We start from the raw sequence: 24979 nt of genomic DNA, 5'->3' as shown, positions 1-24979 counted from the left end.
AAGGGTAAGCAGGAATTGGACGATCGAACTCGAATAGATAGTTTGTCGAATCCTACCCATACCTATAGGAGCGTGAATAAGTACGATGTCCGAGCAACAATATCAACCCGAGACTCTGGCCGTGCATGCAGGCCAACAGATCGATCCGACGACGCTGTCGCGCGCAGTGCCGATCTATCAGACTTCCTCCTACGGTTTCCGCGATGCGGAGCATGCTGCGAACCTGTTCGCACTGAAGGAGTTCGGCAACATTTATACGCGGCTCATGAATCCGACCTCGGATGTGTTCGAGAACCGGATCGCTGCACTTGAAGGCGGAGCTGCCGCGCTCGCGACGGCTTCCGGCCAGGCAGCCATCACGTATTCGATCCTGAACATCGCCGGCGTCGGCGACGAGATCGTATCGTCTTCGACACTGTACGGCGGCACGTACAACCTGTTCTCCACGACGCTGCCCAAGCTCGGTCTGAACGTCAAGTTCGTCGACGCCTCCGATCCGGAGAATTTCCGCGCGGCGATCACGGACAAGACCAAGGCGCTCTACGCCGAGACGATCGGCAATCCGAAGGGCGATGTGCTCGACATCGAGGCGGTCGCCAAGATCGCGCACGAGCACGGCATCCCGCTCATCGTGGACAACACGTTCCCGAGCCCGTACCTGCTCCGTCCGATCGAGTGGGGCGCGGACATCGTCGTGCACTCCGCGACCAAGTTCATCGGCGGCCACGGCACCTCCATCGGCGGCGTCATCGTCGACGGCGGCAAGTTCGACTGGGCGGCCAGCGGCAAGTTCCCGGGCCTCACTACGCCGGACCCGAGCTATCACGGCGTCGTCTACAGCGAAGCGGTCGGCCCGATCGCCTATATCATCAAGGCGCGCGTCCAGCTGATGCGCGACATGGGCGCCGCGATCTCGCCGTTCAACTCGTTCCTGCTGCTGCAGGGCCTTGAGACGCTGCACCTGCGCATGGAGCGCCACAGCAGCAACGCGCTTGAAGTGGCCCGCTATCTGGAGAACCACCCGCATGTCGAGTGGGTCAGTTATACCGGCCTGCCGAGCCATGCATCGTACGAGCTGGCCAAGAAGTATCTGCCCAAAGGCCAGGGCGCGATCCTCACGTTCGGCATCAAGGGCGGCGTCGAAGCGGGCAAGAAGCTCATCTCGAGCGTCAAGCTGCTGTCCCATCTGGCGAACGTAGGCGACTCCAAGTCGCTCATCATTCATCCGGCCAGCACGACGCACCAGCAGCTGTCCGAGGAACAGCAGTATGCGAGCGGCGTCAGCCCGAATCTGATCCGCCTGTCGATCGGCACGGAATCGATCGTAGATATTTTGGCCGATCTCGGTCAGGCGATCGAAGCAAGCCAGCAATAAGCGATAGCGCACCGGGAACAACGATCTCCGCGTCCGGCCCATCGGCCTCGGAGGTCGTTTTCCTTTGAGAGGCGAATATAGATCGATACAGGAGATGCTAAAAGCGGAAGGCGGTGGGCGTCGGACATGACGGAGGAACTCCGGTTCGGACCGGACGGCAGCTTCAAGATCGTGCAGTTCACGGATTTGCACTGGCAGAACGGAGAAGCGGAGGATCGCAGGACCGCTCAGCTCATGGAGCGCATACTCGCGGAGGAACGGCCGGATCTCGTCGTCTTCACCGGCGACATCATCTACAGCCGCGGCTGCAAGGACCCTTATGCTTCGGTCACGCAGGCCGTATCCGTCGTCGCTCGCACGGGTACGCCATGGGCGCCGGTGTTCGGCAATCATGACAGCGAGGGCGACGTATCGCGTGCCCGGCTGATGGAGACGCTGACGGCGCAGCGCGGCTGCCTCGGGTCGGCTGGGCCGGCGTCCGTGCACGGTGTCGGCAACTATTCGCTGGCTGTCGCCGGAGCGGACGGGACGACGCGCCACGTCCTGTATTTTCTGGACACCGGCAGCTATTCCGAGCTGGCGCAGGTGCCGGGCTACGACTGGGTGCGCGAGGAGCAGATCGACTGGTTCAGAGCGCAGGCCGCGGCCATGCGGCCCTCTGAAGCGGAGGCGCCGCCGACCTCGCTCGTCTTTTTCCACATCCCGCTGCCCGAGTACAGGGAGGTCTGGCGCACGCAGCCTTGCGATGGACGCAAATATGAGGATATCTCTTGTCCCAGGATCAATTCAGGTCTGTTCGCGGCTCTCGCCGAGACGGGCGGCGTGCTCGGCACCTTCTGCGGGCACGATCATATCAACGACTTCGAGGGGACGCTGCTCGGCATCCGGCTGACCTACGGGCGGGCGACAGGCTATCATACCTATGGGCGCTGGGGCTTCAAGCGAGGCGCGAGAGTGATCGAGCTTAAGGACGAGGGCCGGCGGTACGATACGTGGATCAGGCTGGCCGGGAGCCGCAAGCTGACAGCGCCGAGGACGCACAGGCCCTGGAAGTGGAAGTTATTTTGAAGCGGGGCATTGCTCCGGAAAAAGCGGCGGCCGCCGTCCGATGATCCGAGCGCAGCCCGGCAAAAAAATCAGCGCCCTCGCTTGTGCCCGGCTTGCGGCAGAAGGAGCGGCGCTGTTCAAGCTTCGTATTCGGTTGGACTTGCGTGTGCGGCTTGCGGGTCCATTCGCCCCGCAGTGCTTCGGGATTGAGCTTGCCTTCGCGTTCGGCTTTGCGTCTTGCTTTTTTAGATGCTGACATTCCCATTCGGGGAACACCTCCATAATAAAGTTCAAGTTTAATTGTAGCGCATTGTCGAACATGCGGCAATCCGCGTTCGCGAAGCGGCCCCGTCAGCGTCTATAATATAGAGGAATGAATGAAGCGAGGAGCGCTGTGTAACGATGCCCCATTTGTATTTTAGAGGATTGTCCGTAGAGCTGGTTCAGGACATCGGAGCTGCGGTCGAGGAGGAGCTGTCCGCGATCATCGGCTGCGGGCGGAGCGACCTGATGCTGGAGGTGCTGCACACGACCTGCGTGGCCGGCGGCCAGGTCGCGGCATCCTATCCGTTCGTCGAGATCGCCTGGTTCGAACGGGGCCGCGAAGTCAGGGATGCCGTCGCCGGCTGCCTGGACAAGCTGATCCGCGGCCAAGGCGTGCCGGAGGTGGAGATCGCCTTCCGCGCTTATCGGCCTTGCGATTATTATGCCGGCGGCGAACCGTTCGGGAGCGATCCCGCCGAGGCGGAGCTGGCGTCCCTGCGCACCGACAATGCGAAGCTGCGCGAGGACCTGGCCCGCGCCCGCAAGGCGGCTGCCGCGGCGTCAGGCGGCACGATGTCGAGCCGATTGCGGGACGCGCTGAGAGAGTAGCGGCAGCGAACGGGAGGATTTTTTGTCATGATCGTATTTTATTATTTGCTGGCTATGAACTTAGTCGGATTTATCATCATGGGCTACGACAAGACGAAGGCGATGCACAAGGAACGGCGCGTGCCCGAGAAGCGGCTGTTCCTGATCGCGACGATCGGCGGCGCGCTAGGCATGCTGCTCGGGATGCGGTTTTTCCGGCACAAAACAAAGCACCGCTCCTTCACGGCAGGCATTCCTGCGCTGCTCGTGTTGAACGCGGTGCTGGTCATGGTATGGTTCGGCCGGTAGGCGGTCTCAGCGGGGATCGGGCGACGGATCGAGGCCGACGACGTCGGCCAGCTTCAGATCGCTCGGTTCCTTGATGCCGGCTTCGGCGCGCAGCGCGTCGAGCGCTTTTTCGAGATCGTCTTCCTTGACGATGATGTACGGGCTCTCCCAGCGGCTCTCGAGCGGCAGCACGTTCAGCGTGCTCGGCTTCATTTCCTTGACGTTGTAAATATAATCGCGCAGGATCGATTCGGGAATGTCCGTCTGCACGTTTTTGCCGAGCAGGTCGAGTACCTTGCCCCACTGGAGCATGCCCTGGAATGTAGCGAGCTTGTTGGTCAGCTCGGCCAGCACCTGCTGCTGGCGGGTATTGCGGGCGATGTCCGACGACTGCTCGGTGCCGCGGTTGGACTTGCGGTACCGGACGAAGTCGAGCGCCTTGGCGCCGTCCAGATGCTGATACCCCTTCTTAAGGTCGATATTCGTGCCATCGGCATTGTCGACATAACGCATATCCATGTCCACGTCGACATCCACGCCTCCGACAGCGTCCACCAGCTTGCGCAGACCGTCGAAGTTGATCGTAATCATATAGTCAATCGGGAAGTCGAACAAGTCGCTGTAAAATTGCTTCGTGTTCTCCATCGCCGTGTCTTTGTCTTTGTTGTAAAAGTAGGCGTAATAGTAGTTCGCCTTGTGCGAGCTTAGGTCCTCCGGCTTGAGCTGAAGGTCCCGGGGCAAGGAGATGAGGCTGGCAGACTTGGTCTGAGGGTTGAGGCTGCCCAGCATCAGCACGTCGGTATTGAGCGTGCCGCCGCTGCCTTCGCGGCGGTCGATGCCGGCCAGCAGGAAGGTGATGGGCTTTTTGATCAACGAGCTGTCGCTGACATAATCGGCGTCAGGCTGCTGTCCGCCGTCAGCTCCCGATGCCGCGGGGGACGGGGAGGAAGACGGCTTCGGATCGTCGCCGGCCATCTGGGTGATGGCGTGATTGGCTTTATAGACGAGGTATCCGGCATAGCTTCCGACGATTACGACGATGGCGCATAGGGCAATCCCGGCATATTTGAGCGTTTTGCGCATCCATTTGCGATTTTTTTCAGGCGTGTTCATAGAATCCTCCGCAGTATGTTCAGAATGAGGGCAACCCTTTCTATTTTAGGGCAAACGCCCCAAGAGTAAAGAAAGAAATTCCACATTATTTGACGATTCGAACACCGGCTCGGTTGCGGAAATCGGACGAAATTCGGTCGGTTTTGGTCTTTCTAATTTTTGTTATAATAAAAAAGGCCATAAATGTCTAATAAACTGGATAACGAAAGAGGGGAAACGCATGAGCAAACCCGGCGATAAGGCGATCCGTCATCAGGTCATCTTCGATCTGAAGCATGGGAAGGATTCTGCGGAGGCGGATCGGTTCTTGAAGGACGGTTGGCGTATACTTACCTCGATTCCCGCCGTTCGAAACTTTGAGGTGCTGAAGCAAGTCAGTCCCAAAAACGATTATACATACGGCTTCTCCATGGAGTTCGCCTCGCAGGCGGATTACGACAGCTACAATGCGCATCCCGCGCATGTCGCATTCGTCGCCGAGCGCTGGGAGACGGAGGTCTCCCGCTTCCTGGAGATCGACTTCGTCCGGGCCGGGGACGCCGAGGAGGCGCAGAGCGATGAAGATTGACTTGACGGGCAGAACCGCGCTCATCACCGGCGCCTCGGGGCAGCTGGGACGCGTGATGGCGCGGACGCTGGCGGGCTGCGGAGCGAACGTCGCGCTTCACTACCGGGGCAATGCGGCCAAGGCGGAGGAGCTCAAGGCCGAGCTCGCAGACATGGGCGTGCGCGCGCTGACCGTGCAGGCGGACGTAACGAAGCTGGACGACGTGCTCGCCATGAAGGAAACGGTGAACGCCGGCCTGGGCGCTGTCGATATCGTCGTGGCCAATGCCGTTATTCAATATCAATGGACCAGCGTGCTGGAGCAGGCTGTCGAGGATTATGTCGGCCAGTTCGAGTCCTGTGTGCTGCAGAGCGTGCATCTGGCCAAGGCGTTCGTCCCCGCCATGATCGAGCGGCGCGGGGGCAGGCTGATCGGCATCAATACCGAATGCGCGATGCAGAACTACCCGACGCAGTCCGCGTACGTCGCGGGCAAGCGGGGGATGGACGGCGTGTACAGGGTGCTGGCCAGAGAGGTCGGCGAGCATCAGATCACCGTCAACCAGGTCGCGCCGGGCTGGACGATCAGCGAGCGGGACCGGTCCGAGGGGACGGAGCGCAGCAAAGGCTACGAGAGCGGCGTCCCGTTGAAGCGGCGGGGCACCGACCAGGAGATCGCGAACGTCGTCGCCTTCCTGGCGTCGGATCTGGCGAGCTTCATCACGGGCGCCTACGTGCCCGTGAGCGGCGGCAGCGTGATGCCGGCGATCTGAGGCGGAGCTGGCGGGCGGCTGGCACCCGCGGGGAGCTGGTGCTTGCCGGGGCTCGGGACCGAGGCGGGGGACGGCCACCTGCTTGGGCGCCCCGGGCGGGATACGATTGGCGCCCGGGGCTGAGCGGCCAGCTCTGGTCGGCGCGAGCGAGGGGCAGAGGCCAGCCGCACAATCGTTCATGCAATCGCCGTTGGCAATATCGTTCGCAATGCGTTATGCTGACGGCAGAAGCGCGGCGATCATGGCGTAGCCGCGCCAGCTTAGCGATGGCGGACAGCGTGTCGTCACGCCATGGGCCGTCGACGGAGAGACGGCGCACGGGAGCGTGGATTTGTTGAATCTCATTCATCAACTGCAAGACCTGAGAGAAGAAGACCTGCTTGTCTTTCTCGACCAATATCGCGCCTATGGACCATTGCCGGGCATTTTGCTCACATTCATGAAGTCATTTGTGCCGCCGCTGCCGACCCTGCTCATCGTTGGCGTGAATGCGGCGGTGTACGGATTGTGGCTCGGCTTTCTTTACTCCTGGATCGGCATCGTGCTGGGCTGTCTCGTTACATTCGCCGTCATCTCCAAGATCGCGGACCGGCCCTACTGGCAGCGCTGGGCGGCTCGTCCTCGCGTGACCAAGGGGATGCGCTGGGTACGGCGCAATGCGTTCAGCTATGTCTTCTTGCTCAGCCTCTTTCCTGTCGGTCCCTTCGTCGTCATCAATATCGCGGCTGCGCTGGCACGCATGCGGTTCCGCTCGTTCGCGGTCGCGATTATGTTGGGCAAGGCCGTTATGGTATTCCTCATCTCCTTTATCGGACACGATCCCGCCAGATTCCTGAAGCATCCGGAGGAGGCGCTGTACGCGCTGCTCTTCGTCGTCGTTACCTGGTGGATCGGGCGGAAGGTTGAGGCGTACGGGCTGCGTCGTGCCGCTGTTGCCGAAACCGCAGATGCCGAAGTTACCGGTGCGAAGCCACCATCCTGAGGCTGCAAGCGCGAAAAGCGCTGCTACCGCGGCAATCGGTGCGGAGAGGGTAGCTGTAAGAGTGGAAAGCACCGTTGCAGCCGTTCCGCTTTGCTGCAAGCGCGGAAAACGCTGTTAAAGCGGCAATCGGCGCGGAGAAGGCGGCTGTAAGAGCGGAAAGCACCGTTGCAGCGGCGGAGTGGGCCGGTGGACTGGACAAACTGCTTTCGCCCGGCGTAAAATGTTGATTAGGGTATATAAAACAGCGTGAAGCACACGCCGTTCGTCTCTTCGGAGCGGGCGGCGTTTTTGCGTTCGCGAACATTCAGCGGTACAAGGAGGTACGGCCATGAACGCCAAAGCGCAAATCGATCAGTTCATCGAGAGTCAGCGAAGAGAGGCGCGGGGGATGAGACGGGAGATGCTGGAGAAGGATCTGTATGGGACTCGAATTTTGTTGTCGAACGTGCTGCTGCCGGTTTTGAAAACACTCGATGGGCTTATGCTGGAATACGAGGTGCTGTCGCAAAACGGATTTAAGCTGTACATAGATGCATTCTATCAGCCGCTGCAGCATGTGTATGAATGCGAGGGCTACGTGCCCCACGTGGAAATGATGACGAGGGAGCGCCATGATTTTGTGCAAAGCCGGTTGCGTACATTTGCCGCCAAACGCTTTGTTTATGTGCCGTTCAGCAGAGACGAGTTGGAGAAAAAGTCCGAGGCCTGCCGACGCTCTTTGTACGAGATTATCGGAGAACAAGCGGCTTCCATCCAGGGCGGCAAGCTGCATTTGCTTCCTGTCGTCGAACGCGAGATGCTGCGTTTTGCGCACCGTCATTCAAATCCTTTTACGATAGCGATCGCCTGCCAAAGTCTCGGAATAGGGGAGACATCCGCCCGGAGGCATCTGCGTTCGCTGTACGCCAAGCGCTTGCTTGGTTCCGTTGGGAGCGGGACGCGCCGTCATCACTATTACAAAATAACGGACGAGGGCAGGGCGTGCTTTTTTTGACGCTCCTTGTGCGGGTACAGTCGAGCTAGCGGCGTCGGCTCCGCGCAATCCCCGGCAAGCAAAAAACCCCAAATCCCCGCCAAGCGGAGATTCAGGGGGAACGCTCAGGTGCTTCAACTTCAGGTCAAATCCTGCAGTCGTCCGCGCGCCCAGACGCCGCGCAGCTCGAGCGCTTCGTCCAGCAGCAGCACGTCCGCGCGCTTGCCGGCTTCGAGTGAGCCGATGACGCCGCCAAGGCCGAGCTGGCGCGCGGCGTTGCCGCTGGCCATCGCGCTGGCGGCCGGCACGTCGATGCCGACCTCGCGCACGATATAGCGGAACGCGCCGATCATCGTCAGCGTGCTGCCGGCGAGATTGCCGCCGTCCTTGAGCCGGGCGACGCCGCAGGTCATGACGACGGGCAAGCCGCCGAGCTCGTAGCCTTCGCCGTCCGGCATGCCTGCCGCCGCCATCGCGTCGGTGACGAGGATGACCTTGCCGACGCCCTTGGCACGGGTCAGCACCTTGATCGGGGCATGATGGACGTGATGGCCGTCCGCGATGACCTCCGCGCTGATCCGATCGTCCGAGAGGACGGCGCCGACGGTGCCGGGATTGCGATGGTGCAGCGGCGTCATCGCGTTGTACGTGTGCACCGCATGGCGCAGACCGCGGTCTGCGGCAGCGACGATCTGCTCGTACGTCGCGTCCGTATGGCCGGCGGACGGCACGATGCCGTACGCGGCCAGGCGCTCGATATAATCGAGCGCGCCAGGCAGCTCCGGCGCCAGCGTCTGCAGCTTCAGGACGCCGGGATAGCGGCTGACCCATTCGTCCAGCCATTCGGTCTGCGGCGCCAGAATATAGTCGGGGTTTTGCGCACCCTTCCACTTGAGGCTGACGAACGGTCCTTCGAGATGTACGCCAAGCACTTGGGCATAGGGCATGTCGCCCGCCATATAGCGGCTCGCGCGGTCGATCATCGCGGTCAGCTCCTCGCGCGAGGCGGTGAGCGAGGTGGCGAGCAGGCCGGTCGTGCCGTGACGCGCATGGAAGCGCGCGATCTCGGCGATTCCGTCCAGCCCCTCGTGCGCGTCCATGAAGTCATGTCCCGCGCCGCCGTGCACATGGACGTCGACGAAGCCGGGGAGCGCCCAGCCGCCCTCGCCGTCTACCCTCTCCGCATGCGCGGCAGCCGCCGGCAGCGGATCGGATGCGCCGCCGATCGCGGCGATCGCGCCGTCCCGCAGCCAGATCCAGCCGCCCTCCAGCACGCCGCCGGGCGTGACGATCCGCGCGTTGGCGATCAGCGTGCCGGCAGATCCGCCGGCACCCCCGGCCAGTGGCTCGCGGCTCATGACAGCAGCCTCGCCGCGTCCCGGTCGAGCAGCACCGTCAGACGCGGATGCGTCTGCAGCAGCGAAGCCGGCACGTCCGTCGTGATCGGGCCGGTCAGCGCCCGCTTCACGATCTCGGCCTTGTCGGCGCCCCGAACGACGAGCAGGATCGACTTCGCCTTCAGGATGCTGCCGATGCCCATCGTGATCGCCTGCTTCGGCACATCGTCGATCGAGTCGAAGAAGCGGGCGTTCGCCTTGAGCGTCTCCTCGGCCAGCGTGACGACATGCGTCCCCCGAATCAGGTCCGTGTCCGGCTCGTTGAAGCCGATATGGCCATTGTGTCCGATCCCGAGCAGCTGCAGGTCGATCTGTCCCGAACGCTCGATCATCTCGTCATAGGCCGCGCATTCGGCGCTCGGATCCTCGGCGTTGCCGTTGGGCAGATGCATGTTGGCCGCCGGAAGGTCGATATGGTCGAACAGATGCTGGCGCATGTACGTATGGTAGCTCTCCGGATGGTCCTCGGGCAGGCCGACATACTCGTCGAGATTATAGCTTGTGACGTTGCGGAAGCTCACGAGCCCTTGCTTGAAGTCGCGGACGATCTGCTCGTAGATGCCGACAGGCGTCCCGCCGGTCGCGAGCCCCAGCACGGCGCGCGGGTTCGTCTGCACCAGACTGATGATAATGTTCGCGCCTGCTTCGTTGAGCTTGGCATTGTCGTCGAATGTCAACAGATTCATGACGGATTTCTCTCCCTTTTGCCTGTATATTGGCGTACAGTCTGGAACGAGCGCTCCAGCCTGGGCACGTATTCGTCGAAGTGCTCGCTCACAAGTCCCGTGAACAGCACGTCCACCACATGGAGCTGGGCGATGCGCGACGCCATATCCCCACGCCGCATCCCGGCCTCCGATGACGAGGTGAACAGCCGGATCGCGGCATGCGAGGACAGCGTGGACTGCCCGAATCGCGTGATCGATATCGTCGTGGCGCCCCGCTCGGCGGCGTATCGCAGGGTGTCGATAATCTCCAGCGTCTCGCCCGAATACGAGATGCCGATCGCGACATCTCTGTCTGTGAGCGATGCGGCGGAGGTCAGCTGCATATGGTGGTCCGAAAAGACGGCCGCCGCCTTGCCGATCCGAATCAGCTTGTGGAAAAAATCCTCCGCTACGAGTCCCGATGTCGCCACGCCGTACAGATCGATCCGCCCGGCGCCGTGAAGCGCCGCGATCGCGGCGCGGAGCTGCTGCAGATCGAGCAGGTTCGTCGTGTCCGTCAACGAGCGCACATGGTTCGCCGTGATCGCGGAGACGATGTCGGCCAGCGGATTGCCCGCCACGATGTCCTGGTACTGTCCCGCCGCCGGCTGACTCGCCAGCTCCGCAGCCAGCTTCATCTTGAAGTCGGCGAAGCTCTGGAACTGCATCGCGCGGCAGAAGCGGGACACCGTGGCCGAGCTCGCGCCCGCCCATTCGGCGAGGCGAGATATCGTCATGCCGACCGCTTCGTGGGGCTGGCCGAGCAGCTTCTCCGCGAGCTCGCGCTCCTTCGGGTGCAGCGTGTCCAGACGGTCTTCGATCGCTTGCAGGATGCCCATACACAGCTCGCCTCCCGCCAAATAAGAAAATTAATTACCTGATATCATGATTATATAAGAAAATAATTTTCTTGTCTATTTATAGATTTGAATTATAAACAATATAGAATTTATATATTTAAAATAATAGACATTCAAAGTTAGACTGAGAAAAACGCATCTGTCTCTATGCGAATGTGCGCGAACATGGAGGGCTCGGAATGGACCAGGAAATGGAACTCAGTCGTAAAACCGAACTGGGCGGCAAGCTGAAAAACGTGCTCAACGGGCGCACGCTGGACGCATCGTGTCCGCGTCTGGCCGGCCTGCTGAAGCCGGGCATGCGTATTCTGGATGCAGGCTGCGGCACGGGCGCGATCACAAGAGGCATAGCCGAGGCGGTCGGCCCGTCCGGCCGGGTCCTTGGCTTGGACAGTCATGCCGGCCTGATCGCGGATGCGATCGCCCGTCACGGCGATGCGCCGGGCTTGTCCTTTGCCACTGCCGATGTGTACAGTGTGCCGGCCGACGCAGCGTACGACATCGTTTTCGCGTCGCGCCTCTTGATCTGGCTGGAGAACCCGGAGCGGGCCATCCGAAGTCTCGCTGCAGCCGTCCGCCCGGGAGGCCGGGTGGTGATCGCCGATTACAATCATGACAAGATCGAATGGTCGCCGAGCCCGCCGGACAGCATGCGACGTTTTTATGCAGCTTATCTGCAGTGGCGGACGGACGCCGGTCTGCACAACGGAATCGCGGATCGCCTGGCGGAACTGATGGCTGGAGCGGGGCTTGAAGCCGTCGAGATATTCCCGCAGCATGAGCGGGCGCTACGAGGACAGCCCGACTTCGTCGCTCGCGCCTCGATATGGGCGGATACAGCCGCGAGCCGGGGGCCGCAGATGGCGAGGGACGGGTATGCGACGACGGCATCGTGGGAGCGCGCGGAGACGGAGTACAGGCGATGGTGCGCGGAGGAGGCCGAGTCGATGACGATGTACATGCTGTCCGTAGAGGGAACCAGAAGGGAATAAACTACAGCATCCCGCCGAGCCGGGTCCGATCGGACGCCCTCGAGCGGGATTTATTTGGCTTTTGCCGAGAAAAGCACCGCCGTATAACGAAAATGACGGATTTGACAGGTGAAAAAGAGCATTCGCCGGGTTGTCTGAACAGGGCCGCAGGTGAAAAATGGAGCCAAGACGGTCGGCCCGACGAATCGCCATCCCGGAAAAAAAGCCGTCGTGAAAAAATCGAACGGAAAGGAGGAAGCGCTTGCATATGGCGGCATAGCGGCATACCCGAAGTTTAATTATCGCTTGCATAGCAATGATCCGCGTATCGCACATCAAAGGAGGAATATGACAAGTGAACTTCGCAAAAGCCTGGAAAGTCTGCCTGATCGCCCTTCTGACGCTCGCAGCGGCCTTCGGCGGCATATCGCTGGCGCCGGGCCAAGCTTCGGCGACGACGTCCTTTTCCAACGTGACCTTGAATACGACGACACCTGCCCAATATGACAAGCTGGAAATGAAATTCGATCTGAGCGCGACGTATGCCAACCCGTTCAATCCCGACGAGGTCGACGTGCGCGCATACTTCACGACACCGGGCGGGCAGACCGAGGTCGTGCCCGGATTTTACAATGCCAACTCGTCGCCGAGATGGGCGGTGCGCTATGCGCCCCGGCAGACGGGCAGCTACAGCGTGTACCTGAAGGTCACGGACGGCAGCGGCACGGGCACGTCGTCCACGTATACGTTCACGGCGGGCGGCCCCGGCGCGAACCGCGGCTTCATGGGCGTGAGCGGCAGCCGGTTCGTCGACAGCTACGGCAAGCAGCTGACGCTGATCGGCACGAACTACGCATGGGGCGCGCCGTCCGAGATTCTGACCGCCATGCCGCAGTACAAGGACGCCAAGATGAATATCATGCGCGTCTGGTACAGCGTCTGGTGGGGCAACTACGCGCCGGAATGGGGACCGACGGTCACGACGCAGAACGGCATCGCGATGTCCTATGACGGCGTCGGCAAATACCAGCTAGACAATCAGGCGCGGCTGGATACGCTGATGGATACGGCCGCCGCCAACGGCATCTACATCATGCTGACGATGAACAGCTTCGGCGATTTCTACTACGACTGGCCGCAGAACGCCTACAACACGGCCAACGGCGGGCCTTCCTCCTGGAGCGAGAACAATACGGACTTCTGGACGAACCCGACCGCGATCGCCTACCAGAAGAAGCTGCTGCGCTATGTGTTCGCCCGCTGGGGCTACAGCCGCGCGCTCGGCATGCTCGAATACTGGAACGAGTCCGACAATCGCGTCGATACGGATGCGACGACGCGCGCCAACTGGCACGCGGCCGTGGACAACTACTGGAAGAGCCTCGACTTCTACAATCACCCGACGACGACCAGCTTCGCCTGGAAGGACCACAAGGAGTTCAACCAGACGACCTGGGAAAACCTGACGACGATGAGTGCGACCAACTATCATCAATACGACAGCGCAACGAACGTCATCGACAAGTGGGAAGCGGAGCTCAAGCACTTCGTCGCCGACTTCGGCGGACGCCCGGCGTTCGTCGGAGAAGCGGGCATCAGCGGCGGCAGCGAGGATCCCGGCGACGCCTCGGTGCAGCGGTACGTGCATGACGGCCTGTGGGCGCCGATCTTCCGGGCTGGCGCGGCCGGCGGCAACCTGTGGTGGGAATTCGCTGGCAGCACCGGCTTCAACGTGCCTGCCAACATCAAGGCGCTGCATACCGCGCTGGCGAACTTCGTACAGCCCGAGGAGCAGTATTTGATCGGCATGCCGTTCACCGATCTCGGCACACAGGCCAGCTCGACCAAGGCCGGCGGCTACAAAAACGCGGACCGCGCGCTGCTCTGGGTGAACGATACCCAGTCCAACTACACGGTCGGCAGCCCGCGCACGGTGAGCGGCCTGTCCGTCTCGCTGACCGGCATGAACAACGGCACCTACGACATCACCTATTACAACACGGTGACGGGGGCGAACGTCTCCACGACGACGGCGACCGCTTCCGGCGGCACCGTGGCGCTGAGCATCCCGAGCTTCACGCGGGACATCGGCGTCAAGGCCGTGCGCCAGGGCAGCACGACACCGGACACGACGGCGCCGAGCGCCCCGACGAACCTGGCTTCGCCGGCGAAGACGGAGAGCACGGTCAGCCTGACCTGGAGCGCTTCGACCGACAATGTCGGCGTCACCGGCTACGATATCTACCGCGGCGGCACGCTGATCGGCTCGACGACGGGCGCCGGCTCCACCTTCTACACGGCCACCGGACTGACGGCCAGCACCGCCTACAGCTTCACGGTCAAGGCGAAGGACGCCGCGGGCAACGTCTCCGCAGCGAGCAGCGCGCTCAGCGTGACGACCTCCGCGCCCGACACCCAGGCGCCGACAGTGCCGACGGGCCTGACGTCGCCGTCCAAGACGGACGTCACGGTCACGCTGTCGTGGACGGCCTCCACGGACAATGTCGGCGTCACCGCCTATGACGTCTATCGCGGCAGCGTGCTGGCCGGTTCGACCAGCGGGAACGTCACGACCTTCACCGATACGGGCCTCACGGCTTCTACCGCCTACTCCTACACGGTGAAGGCGCGCGACGCCAAGGGCAACGTCTCGGCGGCCAGCTCCGCCTTGAGCGTCACGACGCTGGCGCCGATCCCGGCGAACCTGCTGGCGAACCCGGGCTTCGAATCCGACGACGGCGGCAAGCCCGCCAGCTGGACGTACGAGCAAGGCAGCTACGCCTCGCGCGACACCTCTGTGAAGCGTTCGGGCAACGCCTCGCTCAAGGAATCGAGCACGACCGGCCCCTGGCACGGCATCTACCAGGATGTGAACGCGGCGGCGGGCACCGCCTACACGTTCGACGGCTACATCAATATCGCATCCAACACGACGACGGCCGCGAGCGTGAAGGTGCAGTTCCTGAACGCGTCCGGCACCGTGCTCGCCGACAACACGGTCGCATCGTACGCAGCCGGCTCCACGACGACCGGCTTCGCGAACATGCACGGCGCGTATACGGCACCGGCCAACACTTCCAAGGCGCGCGTCTATATTTACATGACCGATCATCGCGGCACGTTGTACTTTGACGACTTCTCGCTGACATCCGGCTCCGGCGGCGGAGGCGCGGACACGCAGGCGCCGAGCGCGCCGACGAACCTGACGTCGCCGTCCAAGACGTCGACGAGCGTGAGCCTCTCCTGGACGTCCTCGACCGACAATGTCGGCGTGACCGGCTACGACGTCTACCGCGGCACGACGCTGGCCGGCTCGACGACGGGCGCGACGGCGACGACGTTCACGGCGACCGGCCTGACGGCGGGCACGGCCTACAGCTTCACGGTCAAGGCGAAGGATGCTGCGGGCAACGTCTCGGCGGCCAGCAGCGCGCTGAGCGTGACGACGGATGCCGCGGGCGGCTCCAACCTGCTGGCGAACCCCGGCTTCGAGACCGGCAACGGCAGCGGCAAGCCGGCCTCGTGGACATGCGAGCAGGATTATTACTGCTATAGCGACACGTCCGTCAAGCGCTCCGGCGGCACCTCGCTGCGCGTGGGCGGCACGACCTCGCCCTGGTTCGCGATCTATCAGGACGTGAATGCGGCCGCTGGCGCCGCCTATACGCTGGACGGCTACGTCAACATCGCGTCCAACACGGGTACGCGTCTTGACTTCAAGGTGCAGTTCCTAAACAGCGCGGGCAGCGTGATCTCCGAGAGCACGGCGGCCACGTACAACGGCACGACGACGAGCGGCTTCGTCAACGTGCACGGCGGCGCCTATACGGCGCCGACAGGCACCGCGAAGGTACGGGTGTACCTGTACATTACGGGCCTGAACGGCACCTTCTATCTGGACGATTTCTCGCTGACCTGATCTGACGCTTGGCCCCGCACAAACCGAACGCCCGCCGTGCACGCTTGTAAAAAGCGGCCCGCCGGGCGTTTTTTTGTAACTGCGGAAGCCAAAGCACCGCCTGCCAGCTTTCTGGCGGACGCTTGTCCGGCCTTTCAGTAGCTTCTGCCGTAATCGACGATATTTTTGGCCGGCGTACCCGTCTTCAGGTAGGCTTCCAGATTTTCGACGAACAGGTCCGTCATCCGCTCCTTGTAGCGATCGGTCGCGCCTCCGATATGCGGCGTGATGATGACGTTGTCCATCGCCCACAGCGGATGATCCTCCGGCAGCGGCTCGGGCTCGCAGACGTCGAGTCCTGCGCCCGCGATGACGCCGTCCCGCAGCGCACGGGTCAGCGCGTCCGTATCGACGGCCGTCCCCCGGCCGATGTTGATGAAGATCGCGGACGGCTTCATCGCGGCGAAGCGTCCGGTATCGAACAGCCGGACCGTCTCCTCCGTATGCGGCAGCACGTTCACGACGACATCGCTCTCCCGCAGCACATCGTCCAGCCGCTCCGTCGTCGTCATGTCGTCGATGTAGGGGCCCGGACGGCCGCTGCGCCTGACGCCGAGCGTGCGCATGCCGAACGCCTGCGCGATGCGGGCGATCTCCGTGCCGACTTCGCCGGCGCCCACGACGGCCAGCGTGCGTCCGCGCAGCTCCCCGTATGCGTCGTCGCGCTCCCAGCGCCGGTGCTGCTGATTGCGGACGGCGCGGTGCAGCTTGCGGGTGAATGCCAGCAGCATGGCGAACACCGTCTCGGTCATCGGCACCGGATGTATGCCGCTTGCGGTCGTGAGGACGATGCCCCGGGACGCGAGCTCCGTGAGCGGCAGATTGTCCACGCCGGCCGAGCCGGTCTGCACCCATTTGAGCCTATCGCCCAACCCCCGTTCCTCCGCTGCCTTCCACCAGCCGCAGAGCACTTCCGTTTCCTCCAGCAGACTTATGTCCAGACTTCCGGGCTTGCCGAAGATCACGTTGCAGCCGGGCGCCGCAGCCCGGATTCGCTGCTCCTGCTCCGGGTCGAACCCGAACAAACTGACGATCGTGCGCATGTCGATTCCTCCTCACCGTTTCTTTTATTGTACCGCGCGCCCGCCGAATTTCCCAAACACAAAAAAAAGACCGAGCCGGCACGCGGTGGCCGCTCGATCCTGTCGCAGTCTTGCAGACACTTAAGCGTTAGGCAGCGGCAGCAGCTTGGCGAGCGCGGCGCTGTCTTTTTTGGAGAGCTTGGCATAGGCGCTGCCGCCGGTGTCCTTCACGAGCTCGTAGGCCGCCGGGTCCCCGGTCCATACGTAATAGGTGTCCTTCTGCTGTTCTCCCGCGAGCTTGGCCAGCTTGCAGGTCGGGGAGGCAGCCATGGCGATGCTGTCCTTCTTCTCCCAGTCGGCGCCGTCCAGCAGCTTGATCACCTTGGCGGCATCCGCGTCGCTGATTTTCATGAAGGACTTGTATTCGTTGCCCGAAGGCAGGCTGATCAATATGCCGTACTGCGACTGGCCTTCGCCTGCGGCAGGAGACGACGGCGCTTCGCCCGAAGGCGCGGCGGAGGCAGAGCCCGTGGCGGTCGCGGCAGCAGAGGCGGTAGCGGATGAGGAAGCGGAGGCTTCGGGCGCCGTCGCTGCGGAGGAGGACGGATTCGCGTCGTTGTTGTGGTTGCTGCAGCCGGCAGCGGCCAGCGATGCGGTCAAGAGCAAGGCTGCGGCGGTTAATTTGATGCGCATGGGCGCGCTCCTTTCCTGATGCGTGATACTCATATAGACGGTTGCCGAATATTGAAAGTTGCAGACATGGTAAAAAGAGGGAGCCCGAGGCGCGAGCTGCAGTCGCGAATAAACGGTGTTGCGGCGAGTTCGCAGTCTGTCGGCGGCCCGTGTCATGCTATACTGAGGGTTGCAGATTGCATGGTGAAGGAGGCGTTGGGATGCCGGCATATCCCGTCGACCGGACGATTCCGGACATTAGAGCCGCGCTGCGCGGCAGCGGCGGCGCCGTGCTGGTCGCGGCGCCTGGCGCGGGCAAGACGACGCGCGTGCCGGTCGCGCTCATGGACGAGCCCTGGCTGGCGGGGCGCAAGATCGTCATGCTGGAACCGAGGCGGATCGCCGCCCGCAGCGCGGCCGAATATATGGCGAAGGGGCTCGGCGAACGGGCCGGCGAGACGATAGGCTACCGTGTGCGCATGGATACGAAGGCGGGACCGCGGACGGTCGTCGAAGTCGTGACGGAGGGGGTGCTGACGCGCATGCTGCAGCAGGACCCGTCGCTGGCGGACGTCGGCCTCGTTATTTTCGACGAATATCACGAGCGCAGTCTGAACGCCGATCTCGGCCTGGCGCTGTGCCTGCAGGCCAGGAGCCTGTTCAGGGAAGACCTGCGCCTGCTCGTCATGTCGGCGACGCTCGAGGCCGAACCGGTCGCCAGGCTGCTGGGCGGCGCGCCTGTCATCGAGAGCCCGGGCATCGTGTACCCGGTGGAGACGGTGTACCTGTCCCGCCGACCGGATGCGCCGATCGAGCGGCTCGCCGCCGAGGCGACAGCGGCGGCGCTGCTGCGGCACGCGGGAGACGCGCTTGTCTTCCTGCCCGGCTACGCGGAGATACGCCGCACGGCGGCGGCCTTGTCGCCGCTCGTTCGCGGAGCGGGCGTCGAGATCGCCGCGATCCACGGCAGCATGGCGCCGGGAGAGCAGGACCGCGCGCTCGCGCCAGCCGCGCCGGGCAGCCGCAAGGTCGTGCTCGCGACGCCGGTCGCCGAGTCGAGCCTCACGGTCGAGGGCGTCCGCATCGTGATCGATGCGGGGCAGATGCGGACGCCCCGGTTCTCGCCGCGCACCGGCATGTCGCGGCTTGAGACGGTGCGCATCCCCGTCTCGTCGGCCGATCAGCGCCGGGGACGGGCGGGACGCGTCGCGCCGGGCGTCTGCTACCGGCTGTGGACGGAGGAGGAGCATCGGCAGCTGGCGCCCGCCGGGACGCCCGAGATCCGCGAGGCGGATCTGGCGCCGCTGGCGCTGGAGCTGGCCGTGTGGGGCGTGTCCGATCCGGCGGAGCTGGATTGGCTGGACGGGCCGCCCGCGGCGGCTTATACGCAGGCGCGCGAGCTGCTCGCGGCGCTGGGCGCGCTCGGCGCGGACGGCGCGCCGACGAAGCACGGGCAGGCGATGGCGAGCTTCGGCGCGCATCCCAGGCTCGCGCATATGATCTTGCGCTCGCAGGCGCTCGGCCTGGCCGCCGACGCCTGCCGGATCGCCGCGCTGCTCGGCGACAGAGACCCGCTGCAGGGCGGCGAGGCCGCGCGCGACGCGGATCTGTCGTCGCGGCTCGCGGCGCTCGCGCGCGGGGACGGCCGCATCGAGGCGGGCCGCCGGGAGCGCCTGCTGGCGGAGGCGCGCCAGCTGGAGCGGCAGCTCGCGGCGGCCGGCGGCGCGGCAGCGGCGGGGGCGGGGCCGCAGGCGGGCGAGCCGGCGGCCGCCGCGCAGGGCCGCGCTGCTGCGGCTGCGCCGGACAAGCGCGGTGCGCAGGACGCCGTCGGCTCCGGCGCAGCCGGCCGGGCAGCGGAGCCGCGCGGCGCGCTGGCGGCCGCATACGACTGCGGCCTGCTGCTGGCGTTCGCCTATCCGGACCGGATAGGCAAACTCCGCGGCGGCGGCAGGTTCACGCTGTCCGGCGGCAGAGGCGCCTATGTGCCGGAGGGGCAGCCGCTGGCTGCAGAGGCGTGGATCGTCGCGGCGGAGCTCGACGATCAAGGGAGCGAAGGCCGCATACGCCTTGCGGCGCCGCTGCGGCAGGACGACCTGGAACGGCACTTCGCGGAGGCGATCGGCGAGCGGCGCAGCATCGTGTGGGACTCGGCGGCCGGCGCAGTGAGAGCGCGCAGGACGGTGTTCATGGGCGCGCTCACGCTGCGCGAAGGACCGCTGGCCGATCCGGACCCGGCGGCCGTGGCCAATGCGCTGCTGGACGGCGTGCGCCGCGAGGGGCTTGAGCTGCTCCCCTGGAGCAAGGCTTCCCGTCAGCTGCTGGAGCGGATGCGCTTCCTGCGCCGCCACGATGCCGCAGGGGGCTGGCCGGACCTCACGAACGAAGCGCTGCTCGCCGGGCTCGAAGACTGGCTGGCTCCTTTTGTCCAGGGGATGCGCACGCGCGGAGACCTGCAGCGCCTCGGCATGGCGGAGGCGCTGACGGCGATGCTGCCGTGGGAGCTGCGGCGCAGACTGGACGCGGAGGCGCCGACGCATATCGCGGTGCCCAGCGGCTCCCGGCTGCCGGTCGACTACGGCGATCCCGATGCGCCTGCGCTTCACGTCAGGCTGCAGGAGCTGTTCGGCATGCCGGCATCGCCTCGTGTCGCGGGCGCCAAGGTGCCGCTCACGCTGCATCTGTTGTCTCCCGCGCAGCGGCCCGTCCAGGTGACGCGCGATCTGGCCAGCTTCTGGCGCGAGGCTTATTTTGAGGTGCGCAAAGACCTGAAGGGCCGCTATCCCAAGCATTACTGGCCGGACGACCCGCTGCAGGCGCAGGCTACGAGCAGGGCGCGGCCCAGAGTTTAAGCGGCGCTTGTCAGCAATAAGGCTCCCTTTATTTCCCTTTTATATGATATGATCGGCGAGAGGGGGATCGTTCATGAAGTTATTCTTTTTGTTCGTCATGCTGTCCTGGCTGCTGGGCAATCCGTTTCTTGCCCTGATCGTGCTGCTGGTTATATTTTATGTGCTGGACCGGCGATTCCTCGGCATCACCCCGAGCCTGCTGAAGCCGTTCCGACGGCGCAGCCGGGTCGCCAAGCTGCGGAGGCAGCTGCTGCTGAACCCTCACGACACGCCCGCGAAGTCGGAGCTGGCGCATGAGCTGATCGGCATGCGCAAGTATGCGGAGGCCCGCAGCCAACTCGCGGACATGGAGGAACGGATGGCGCATTCGGCGGAATACTGGAGCGATCTGGGGCAATGCGAGCTGGCGCTGGGTCAATTGGAGGCGGGGGAGCGGCATATGCTGCAGGCGCTGGACATCAATCCGCGCGTCAAGTTCGGCATGCCGTATTTGCTGCTGGGAGATGCCTGGGCGGGCAAGGACGATGCCAAGGCGCTTATGTACCTGCGCGAGTTCCAGGGCGTGCATTCTTCTTCGTGCGAAGCCTATTATCTGCTGGGCAAAAGTTACGAGCGGATGGGCGACCGCGGCGCTGCGAAGCAGGCTTATCGCGAATGCGGCGCCGTCTATCGGACGCTGCCCCGATATATGAAGCGACGCGAGCGCAGGTGGGCGCTGCTCTCTGCGCTGCGCAGCCGCTGAGCTTTGCTCCGACAAACGCAACGGGACCGTAGATTCCACGGTCCCGCTGCAGTCGCGCGCTTGCTCAATCGGTCTGCTCGTCCGCTTCTTCGGCCAACTCCGCTTGAGGTGCGTCGTCTTCCGCCTCCGCCTCAACCTCCGCTTCCGCCTCTGCTTCGTCGGCGATCTCGATCGTTTGCACGGCGGCGGCATCGTCTTCAGGGACCCAGTCGTCTGCCAGGACGGCATCCTCGACGGCCGGTGCTGCTTCTGCTTCCGCCTCCGCTTCCGCCTCCGCTTCGTCCGAATCGTCAGCGGCTGCGACGGCTTCGGCTTCCTCTGCGGCTTCCTCGCCCAGCTCTTCCGTATGCGCTTCCAATTCCTCTACTTCTTGCAGGTCTTCGTTTGCGCTCATAGCTCCCGGCCTCCTTGAAGATGATGGGGGACATGTCCCTTGCATTCAAATTACCACGAAGGTCCCGGCATGGATACGGGTGTAAAATGGCGCTATTTGTCCGCTTTCATCGAATAAACGGCTTGTAATCAAATTGTAATCCGTTCCGACTCGAACCGACAAAATGCATGGGCGGCGCGGATGAAACGGCCATGTCGTCCATGGGGCGAACATTGACGAATGATGCCGCCGCAGGGAACCGTCTGCAGAATTGACATCCCTTCTTAGTTCACTTATATTGTGCGAAGAACCTAAGAGAGTACGGAGATGAAGCAAATGAGTGGAGCCGGACGGAATCGGCAGGGCAAGCCGAAGCAGCACAAAGGTCAGCGGCAGGACGACCGGCGCAGTACGCCGGCGCCGCGCCGCGCGAGCGACGGCAAGACGCCGCGCGGTTCCGGCGCGGGCCGGGGCGCAGGGCAGGCGCAGAGCCGATCGGCCGCGTCGGGCCGGGGGGCATCCGGCTCCGGCGGCTGGACGGGCCGCGGACCGTCGGGCCCCGGCAGAGCGGCGCCGGGCAGCGGGCATAGCCCGGCGCACGGCGGGAAGGCGCCCGATCGCGGCGGACGCGGACGCGACGGGATCGGCGGCGCAGCGGGCTCCGCGCGGGGCGGCCGCCAGGAGCCGCGGATCGCCGCCGGCGGCTTGGCCGGGGCGGTCGGCCCTATGCTCAAGCTGGGGCGGCGCAAGGGCGAGTGGCTGGAGCTCCGGCTGCCCGGCGAGCTTGCTGGCGCGCCCGTCCAGCAGATCATGAAGCATACGCCGCTCGCGCCCAAGCTCGTCTCGAAGCTCATGCAGTCCAAGGGGCTCGTACAGCAGGGCGCTTCGCTGCGGCTTGCGCTGTTTCCGCGTGAAGACCGTGATTTTCCGCCGGACTGGATGGAGCTCAATGTGCTGTACGAGGATGACTTCACGCTGGTCGTGAACAAGCCTGCGGGCTATGAAGTCCATCCGAGCGAGCGCGGTCAGCGCGGCACGCTGGCGCACGGCGTCGCTGCTTACTATGAGATGGCGGGCCAGGATGTGCGCATTCGCCATATCCACCGCATCGACAAGGATACGACCGGTCCCGTTTTATACGCCAAAAACGAATTCGCCCACTATCAGTACGATATGGCGATGCGCGAGAAAGGGATCGAGCGCATCTACCTCGCGCTGGCCGAAGGCGAGCTGGCGCAGGATCGCGGCAAGATCGATCTGCCGATCGGCCAGGATCGGCATCATTCCACGCGCCGCCGCGTGAGCGAGACGGGCGATCCTGCGGTCACCCACTACGAGACGGTCGAGCGCTTCGGCGGCTATACGCTTGTGAGGCTGCGTCTGGAGACGGGGCGGACCCATCAGATTCGCGTGCACCTCGCCGCAATCGGTCATCCGCTCGCCGGAGACGGCCTCTACGGCGGCAAACGGGCGGTCATCTCCCGTCAGGCGCTGCACGGGGAACGGCTCGTCTGGCCGCACCCCTGGACGGGAGAACGTCTGTCGGTCCGCGCCCCGCTGCCCGCCGACTTCGAGGCGGCGCTGGCGAAGCTGCGTTCGACAGAGCGGTACGATTGACGCAGCATTTGCTGCTTGCCGATCGATTGCGTTGCATATATGCTGACTATAGATGAATAGTTGGTCCTGAAGCACAGGCCGTTCGTTCCGGAGCATATCCGGCGGGCGGCCTATTTTGTTTGTTGGAGAGGACGAGAAGCTGCTGGCCCAGCACTTGTGGTGGAAGGTTAGAGGAAACCTGGGTGGGCTGATCCCGGAGATGGAGCTTACCGGCTTGAAGGAGGGCATCCGCTTCAGCGACTACGGCTCTGCGCCTCCGGGCCGCCGCTTCAAAGGCTTGGCTCGAAGCCGACGCCTTCGGCACCCATCTCCGCGACGTGAGCCGCTGGAAGTATGCCGACGATCTGGAGCGACAGAAATAAAATCCCCCGCATTCCTGCAGGGGATTGGATGATAGCTGTAGGTTCGTGTTATCGGCATAATGCGGCGGTCATGAGATAAGCGATGGTCGACTCAGCGCCGCAGTTGACGTTGGGGCCGTCTTGCTGGAGGCCGTCGCAGCCGCTGCCGTCGAGCTCGTCGGCCATGATGGCGCCGAGGTCGTTATCGCCGAAAAACCAGTCCAGGCAGCGGTTGCGCGCCGCCCGCAGCTGGGCCGCGTAGTCCGCGACCTCGATCGCGCGGGCTTCCGTCGCGTACGAGGCCGCGCCCTCGCGATCGCCTGGCTGCGGCTGGGACACCGCCGCAGCCTCGCCCGCGCCGCGCGCCGCAACGCGCCGCTGCCCGCGATCCGCCGCAGCGGCTTCGCCCTGCCCGTCCGCGCCGCGATCGTCGCGCCGCGCCGGAGACGGCCTGGCCGACGCCGCCGCGACGCGGGCATCGGACCAGCGCTCCTCCGTCTCCGCGCGTACCGCCAGCGCGATGCCGACCTCGGGCGCGCGGATGGCGCTCGCGCCGCGGAAGCCCGGCGCAGCAGGATCGCCTGCGCCCGACTTGCGGGAGCCCGGCTGCGTCCGGTTCGAATCCGCGCCCTGCTCGTAGGCCAGCAGCAGCGAGATGCCTTGCTTGCCCGCTTCCTCGAGCGCCATCGCGCCTTCCTCGAGCGCGAGCGCCAGCTTGAATATCTCGAGCGGCTGCTGATCCCATTGGCTGCTATGCTCGCGCGACCGCCAGGCGGAGTTGCCGATCGGTCTGAGCCAGCCTTCTTCGGCGGTCATGGCGATTCGCAGGGACGAGAGGCTGTCCAGTCCGATCTCCAGCGCTTCGGGCGCACGCGTGACCCGGTAGGAGCGAAGCAGCGACCAGGGCAGCACGCCGTTGCCATAGCTCATCACAGGCTCGAACCAGCGCCACTCCTCGTCCGAATGCCGATTGAACATGTCGATCAGTTCATCCTGCAGCCGGACGACATGCGACTTCAACTGCTCGCGCCAGCCCGGCTTGAAGGAGATCTGGCCGAGCCGCTCGGCCTCAAGCGCATGCGCGCAGGCCGACAGCGTATAGCCTTTGCCGCGCAGCGAATCGATGCGGGGGATCGTTGGCATCGCGCATTCGAACATCGCCTTCGCCGCTTCCTTGTGCGAATCGGGCAGTCCGACCCATGCATCCACGCAAGCCCAGATGGAGCGTCCCTGACAGTCGTGGGACACCGATTCCTCCTCGGGCGAACGATCGTAGGCGACGTTGTTGTGCCACCAGCCGTCTTCTTTTTGCTGCCACAGCATGAACGATAAATAGATGGAGGCCAGCTCCAGCAGCAGGCGGCGGTCCGACTCTCCGACCTCGGAGCCGGGCGCGTCGCGCAGCCACTCCGTCACGACCCACAGCGATCGCGCATTGTCATCCGTCGTATAACCTTCCAGTCTGCGCGGCGTGCGTCCGAGCGCATGTTCCAGCAGACCCGTATCGTCCGTCATTCTACG

At 64.0% G+C, this 24979-nt stretch carries 21 protein-coding genes; 13 read left to right on the top strand and 8 right to left on the bottom strand.

Annotation, left to right across the window (positions count from 1 at the left end; genetic code table 11):
• Positions 1–85 precede the first annotated feature (85 nt).
• From VQ071_RS25220 to VQ071_RS25205, 4 genes are all read left to right on the top strand, one after another.
• A complete protein-coding gene (locus tag VQ071_RS25220) occupies positions 86–1375 on the top strand; it encodes a homocysteine synthase (protein ID WP_340517033.1) in 1290 nt (429 codons plus the stop codon).
• A 126-nt stretch (positions 1376–1501) separates the two neighbouring features.
• Complete coding sequence (locus tag VQ071_RS25215) at positions 1502–2443, top strand: metallophosphoesterase family protein (protein WP_340517031.1); 942 nt, start codon at positions 1502–1504, stop codon at positions 2441–2443.
• Between the two features lie 381 nt (positions 2444–2824).
• Complete coding sequence (locus tag VQ071_RS25210; RefSeq protein ID WP_340517029.1) at positions 2825–3295, top strand: DUF1904 family protein; 471 nt, start codon at positions 2825–2827, stop codon at positions 3293–3295.
• A 27-nt stretch (positions 3296–3322) separates the two neighbouring features.
• On the top strand, positions 3323–3583 hold the full coding sequence (locus VQ071_RS25205) for a DUF1294 domain-containing protein (RefSeq protein ID WP_340517027.1): 261 nt from the start codon (positions 3323–3325) through the stop codon (positions 3581–3583).
• Positions 3584–3589: 6 nt separating this feature from the next.
• On the opposite strand, the gene VQ071_RS25200 is transcribed toward VQ071_RS25205, so the two are convergent.
• Entirely contained in the window at positions 3590–4675 is a 1086-nt protein-coding gene (locus VQ071_RS25200; protein ID WP_340517025.1) for an LCP family protein, read from the bottom strand.
• A 220-nt stretch (positions 4676–4895) separates the two neighbouring features.
• Here VQ071_RS25200 and VQ071_RS25195 point away from each other — a divergent pair, with 220 nt between their 5' ends.
• From VQ071_RS25195 to VQ071_RS25180, 4 genes are all read left to right on the top strand, one after another.
• The gene (locus VQ071_RS25195) at positions 4896–5243 is read left to right on the top strand and encodes a Dabb family protein (RefSeq protein WP_340517023.1); all 348 of its coding nucleotides are present in this window, start codon (positions 4896–4898) and stop codon (positions 5241–5243) included.
• Entirely contained in the window at positions 5233–5994 is a 762-nt protein-coding gene (locus VQ071_RS25190; protein ID WP_340517021.1) for an SDR family NAD(P)-dependent oxidoreductase, read from the top strand. The genes VQ071_RS25195 and VQ071_RS25190 overlap by 11 nt, the downstream gene beginning before the upstream one ends.
• 334 nt (positions 5995–6328) lie before the next feature.
• The gene (locus VQ071_RS25185) at positions 6329–6976 is read left to right on the top strand and encodes a TVP38/TMEM64 family protein (RefSeq protein WP_340517018.1); all 648 of its coding nucleotides are present in this window, start codon (positions 6329–6331) and stop codon (positions 6974–6976) included.
• 328 nt (positions 6977–7304) lie between these two features.
• Positions 7305–7970 (top strand): hypothetical protein, encoded by a 666-nt coding sequence (locus tag VQ071_RS25180; protein ID WP_340517016.1) that lies wholly within the window; start codon positions 7305–7307, stop codon positions 7968–7970.
• Positions 7971–8089: 119 nt separating this feature from the next.
• Here the strand turns inward: VQ071_RS25180 and nagA are convergent, their stop codons facing one another.
• From nagA to VQ071_RS25165, 3 genes are read right to left on the bottom strand one after another with little or no spacing between them, the layout of a single operon-like run.
• Complete coding sequence (gene nagA / locus VQ071_RS25175) at positions 8090–9307, bottom strand: N-acetylglucosamine-6-phosphate deacetylase (protein WP_340517015.1); 1218 nt, start codon at positions 9305–9307, stop codon at positions 8090–8092.
• Positions 9304–10032 (bottom strand): glucosamine-6-phosphate deaminase, encoded by a 729-nt coding sequence (gene nagB / locus VQ071_RS25170; RefSeq protein WP_340517014.1) that lies wholly within the window; start codon positions 10030–10032, stop codon positions 9304–9306. Before nagB ends, nagA begins: the two co-directional genes overlap by 4 nt.
• A complete protein-coding gene (locus VQ071_RS25165) occupies positions 10029–10892 on the bottom strand; it encodes a MurR/RpiR family transcriptional regulator (protein WP_340517013.1) in 864 nt (287 codons plus the stop codon). The genes nagB and VQ071_RS25165 overlap by 4 nt, the downstream gene beginning before the upstream one ends.
• Positions 10893–11092: 200 nt before the next feature.
• Here VQ071_RS25165 and VQ071_RS25160 point away from each other — a divergent pair, with 200 nt between their 5' ends.
• Together VQ071_RS25160 and VQ071_RS25155 are read left to right on the top strand one after the other, a co-directional pair.
• Positions 11093–11905: a methyltransferase domain-containing protein gene (locus tag VQ071_RS25160; RefSeq protein WP_340517012.1), complete on the top strand. Its 813-nt coding sequence runs from the start codon at positions 11093–11095 to the stop codon at positions 11903–11905.
• Positions 11906–12239: 334 nt separating this feature from the next.
• Positions 12240–15803, top strand: coding sequence for a fibronectin type III domain-containing protein (locus VQ071_RS25155; protein ID WP_340517011.1), 3564 nt, complete (start codon positions 12240–12242; stop codon positions 15801–15803).
• A gap of 134 nt (positions 15804–15937) precedes the next feature.
• Here VQ071_RS25155 and VQ071_RS25150 read toward each other — a convergent pair whose 3' ends face one another.
• Together VQ071_RS25150 and VQ071_RS25145 are read right to left on the bottom strand one after the other, a co-directional pair.
• A complete protein-coding gene (locus VQ071_RS25150; protein WP_340517009.1) occupies positions 15938–16885 on the bottom strand; it encodes a D-2-hydroxyacid dehydrogenase in 948 nt (315 codons plus the stop codon).
• A gap of 120 nt (positions 16886–17005) precedes the next feature.
• Positions 17006–17557 carry a hypothetical protein gene (locus VQ071_RS25145; RefSeq protein WP_340517008.1) on the bottom strand — a complete coding sequence of 184 codons (552 nt, stop codon included), beginning with the start codon at positions 17555–17557 and terminating at the stop codon, positions 17006–17008.
• 200 nt (positions 17558–17757) lie between these two features.
• Between VQ071_RS25145 and hrpB the strand changes: the two genes are divergently transcribed.
• Together hrpB and VQ071_RS25135 are read left to right on the top strand one after the other, a co-directional pair.
• Positions 17758–20385 (top strand): ATP-dependent helicase HrpB, encoded by a 2628-nt coding sequence (gene hrpB, locus VQ071_RS25140; RefSeq protein ID WP_340517007.1) that lies wholly within the window; start codon positions 17758–17760, stop codon positions 20383–20385.
• A 73-nt stretch (positions 20386–20458) separates the two neighbouring features.
• A complete protein-coding gene (locus VQ071_RS25135) occupies positions 20459–21127 on the top strand; it encodes a tetratricopeptide repeat protein (RefSeq protein WP_340517006.1) in 669 nt (222 codons plus the stop codon).
• A 64-nt stretch (positions 21128–21191) separates the two neighbouring features.
• Here VQ071_RS25135 and VQ071_RS25130 read toward each other — a convergent pair whose 3' ends face one another.
• Complete coding sequence (locus tag VQ071_RS25130) at positions 21192–21521, bottom strand: hypothetical protein (RefSeq protein WP_340517005.1); 330 nt, start codon at positions 21519–21521, stop codon at positions 21192–21194.
• A 306-nt stretch (positions 21522–21827) separates the two neighbouring features.
• Between VQ071_RS25130 and VQ071_RS25125 the strand changes: the two genes are divergently transcribed.
• Positions 21828–23117: an RluA family pseudouridine synthase gene (locus tag VQ071_RS25125; protein WP_340517004.1), complete on the top strand. Its 1290-nt coding sequence runs from the start codon at positions 21828–21830 to the stop codon at positions 23115–23117.
• A 410-nt stretch (positions 23118–23527) separates the two neighbouring features.
• Here VQ071_RS25125 and VQ071_RS25120 read toward each other — a convergent pair whose 3' ends face one another.
• Positions 23528–24973 (bottom strand): hypothetical protein, encoded by a 1446-nt coding sequence (locus VQ071_RS25120; RefSeq protein ID WP_340517003.1) that lies wholly within the window; start codon positions 24971–24973, stop codon positions 23528–23530.
• Positions 24974–24979: the final 6 nt, after the last annotated feature.

This window comes from Cohnella sp. 56 (assembly GCF_037963805.1).
Taxonomy (GTDB): domain Bacteria; phylum Bacillota; class Bacilli; order Paenibacillales; family Paenibacillaceae; genus Cohnella.
This window is presented reverse-complemented; position numbering and strand designations above follow the sequence as displayed.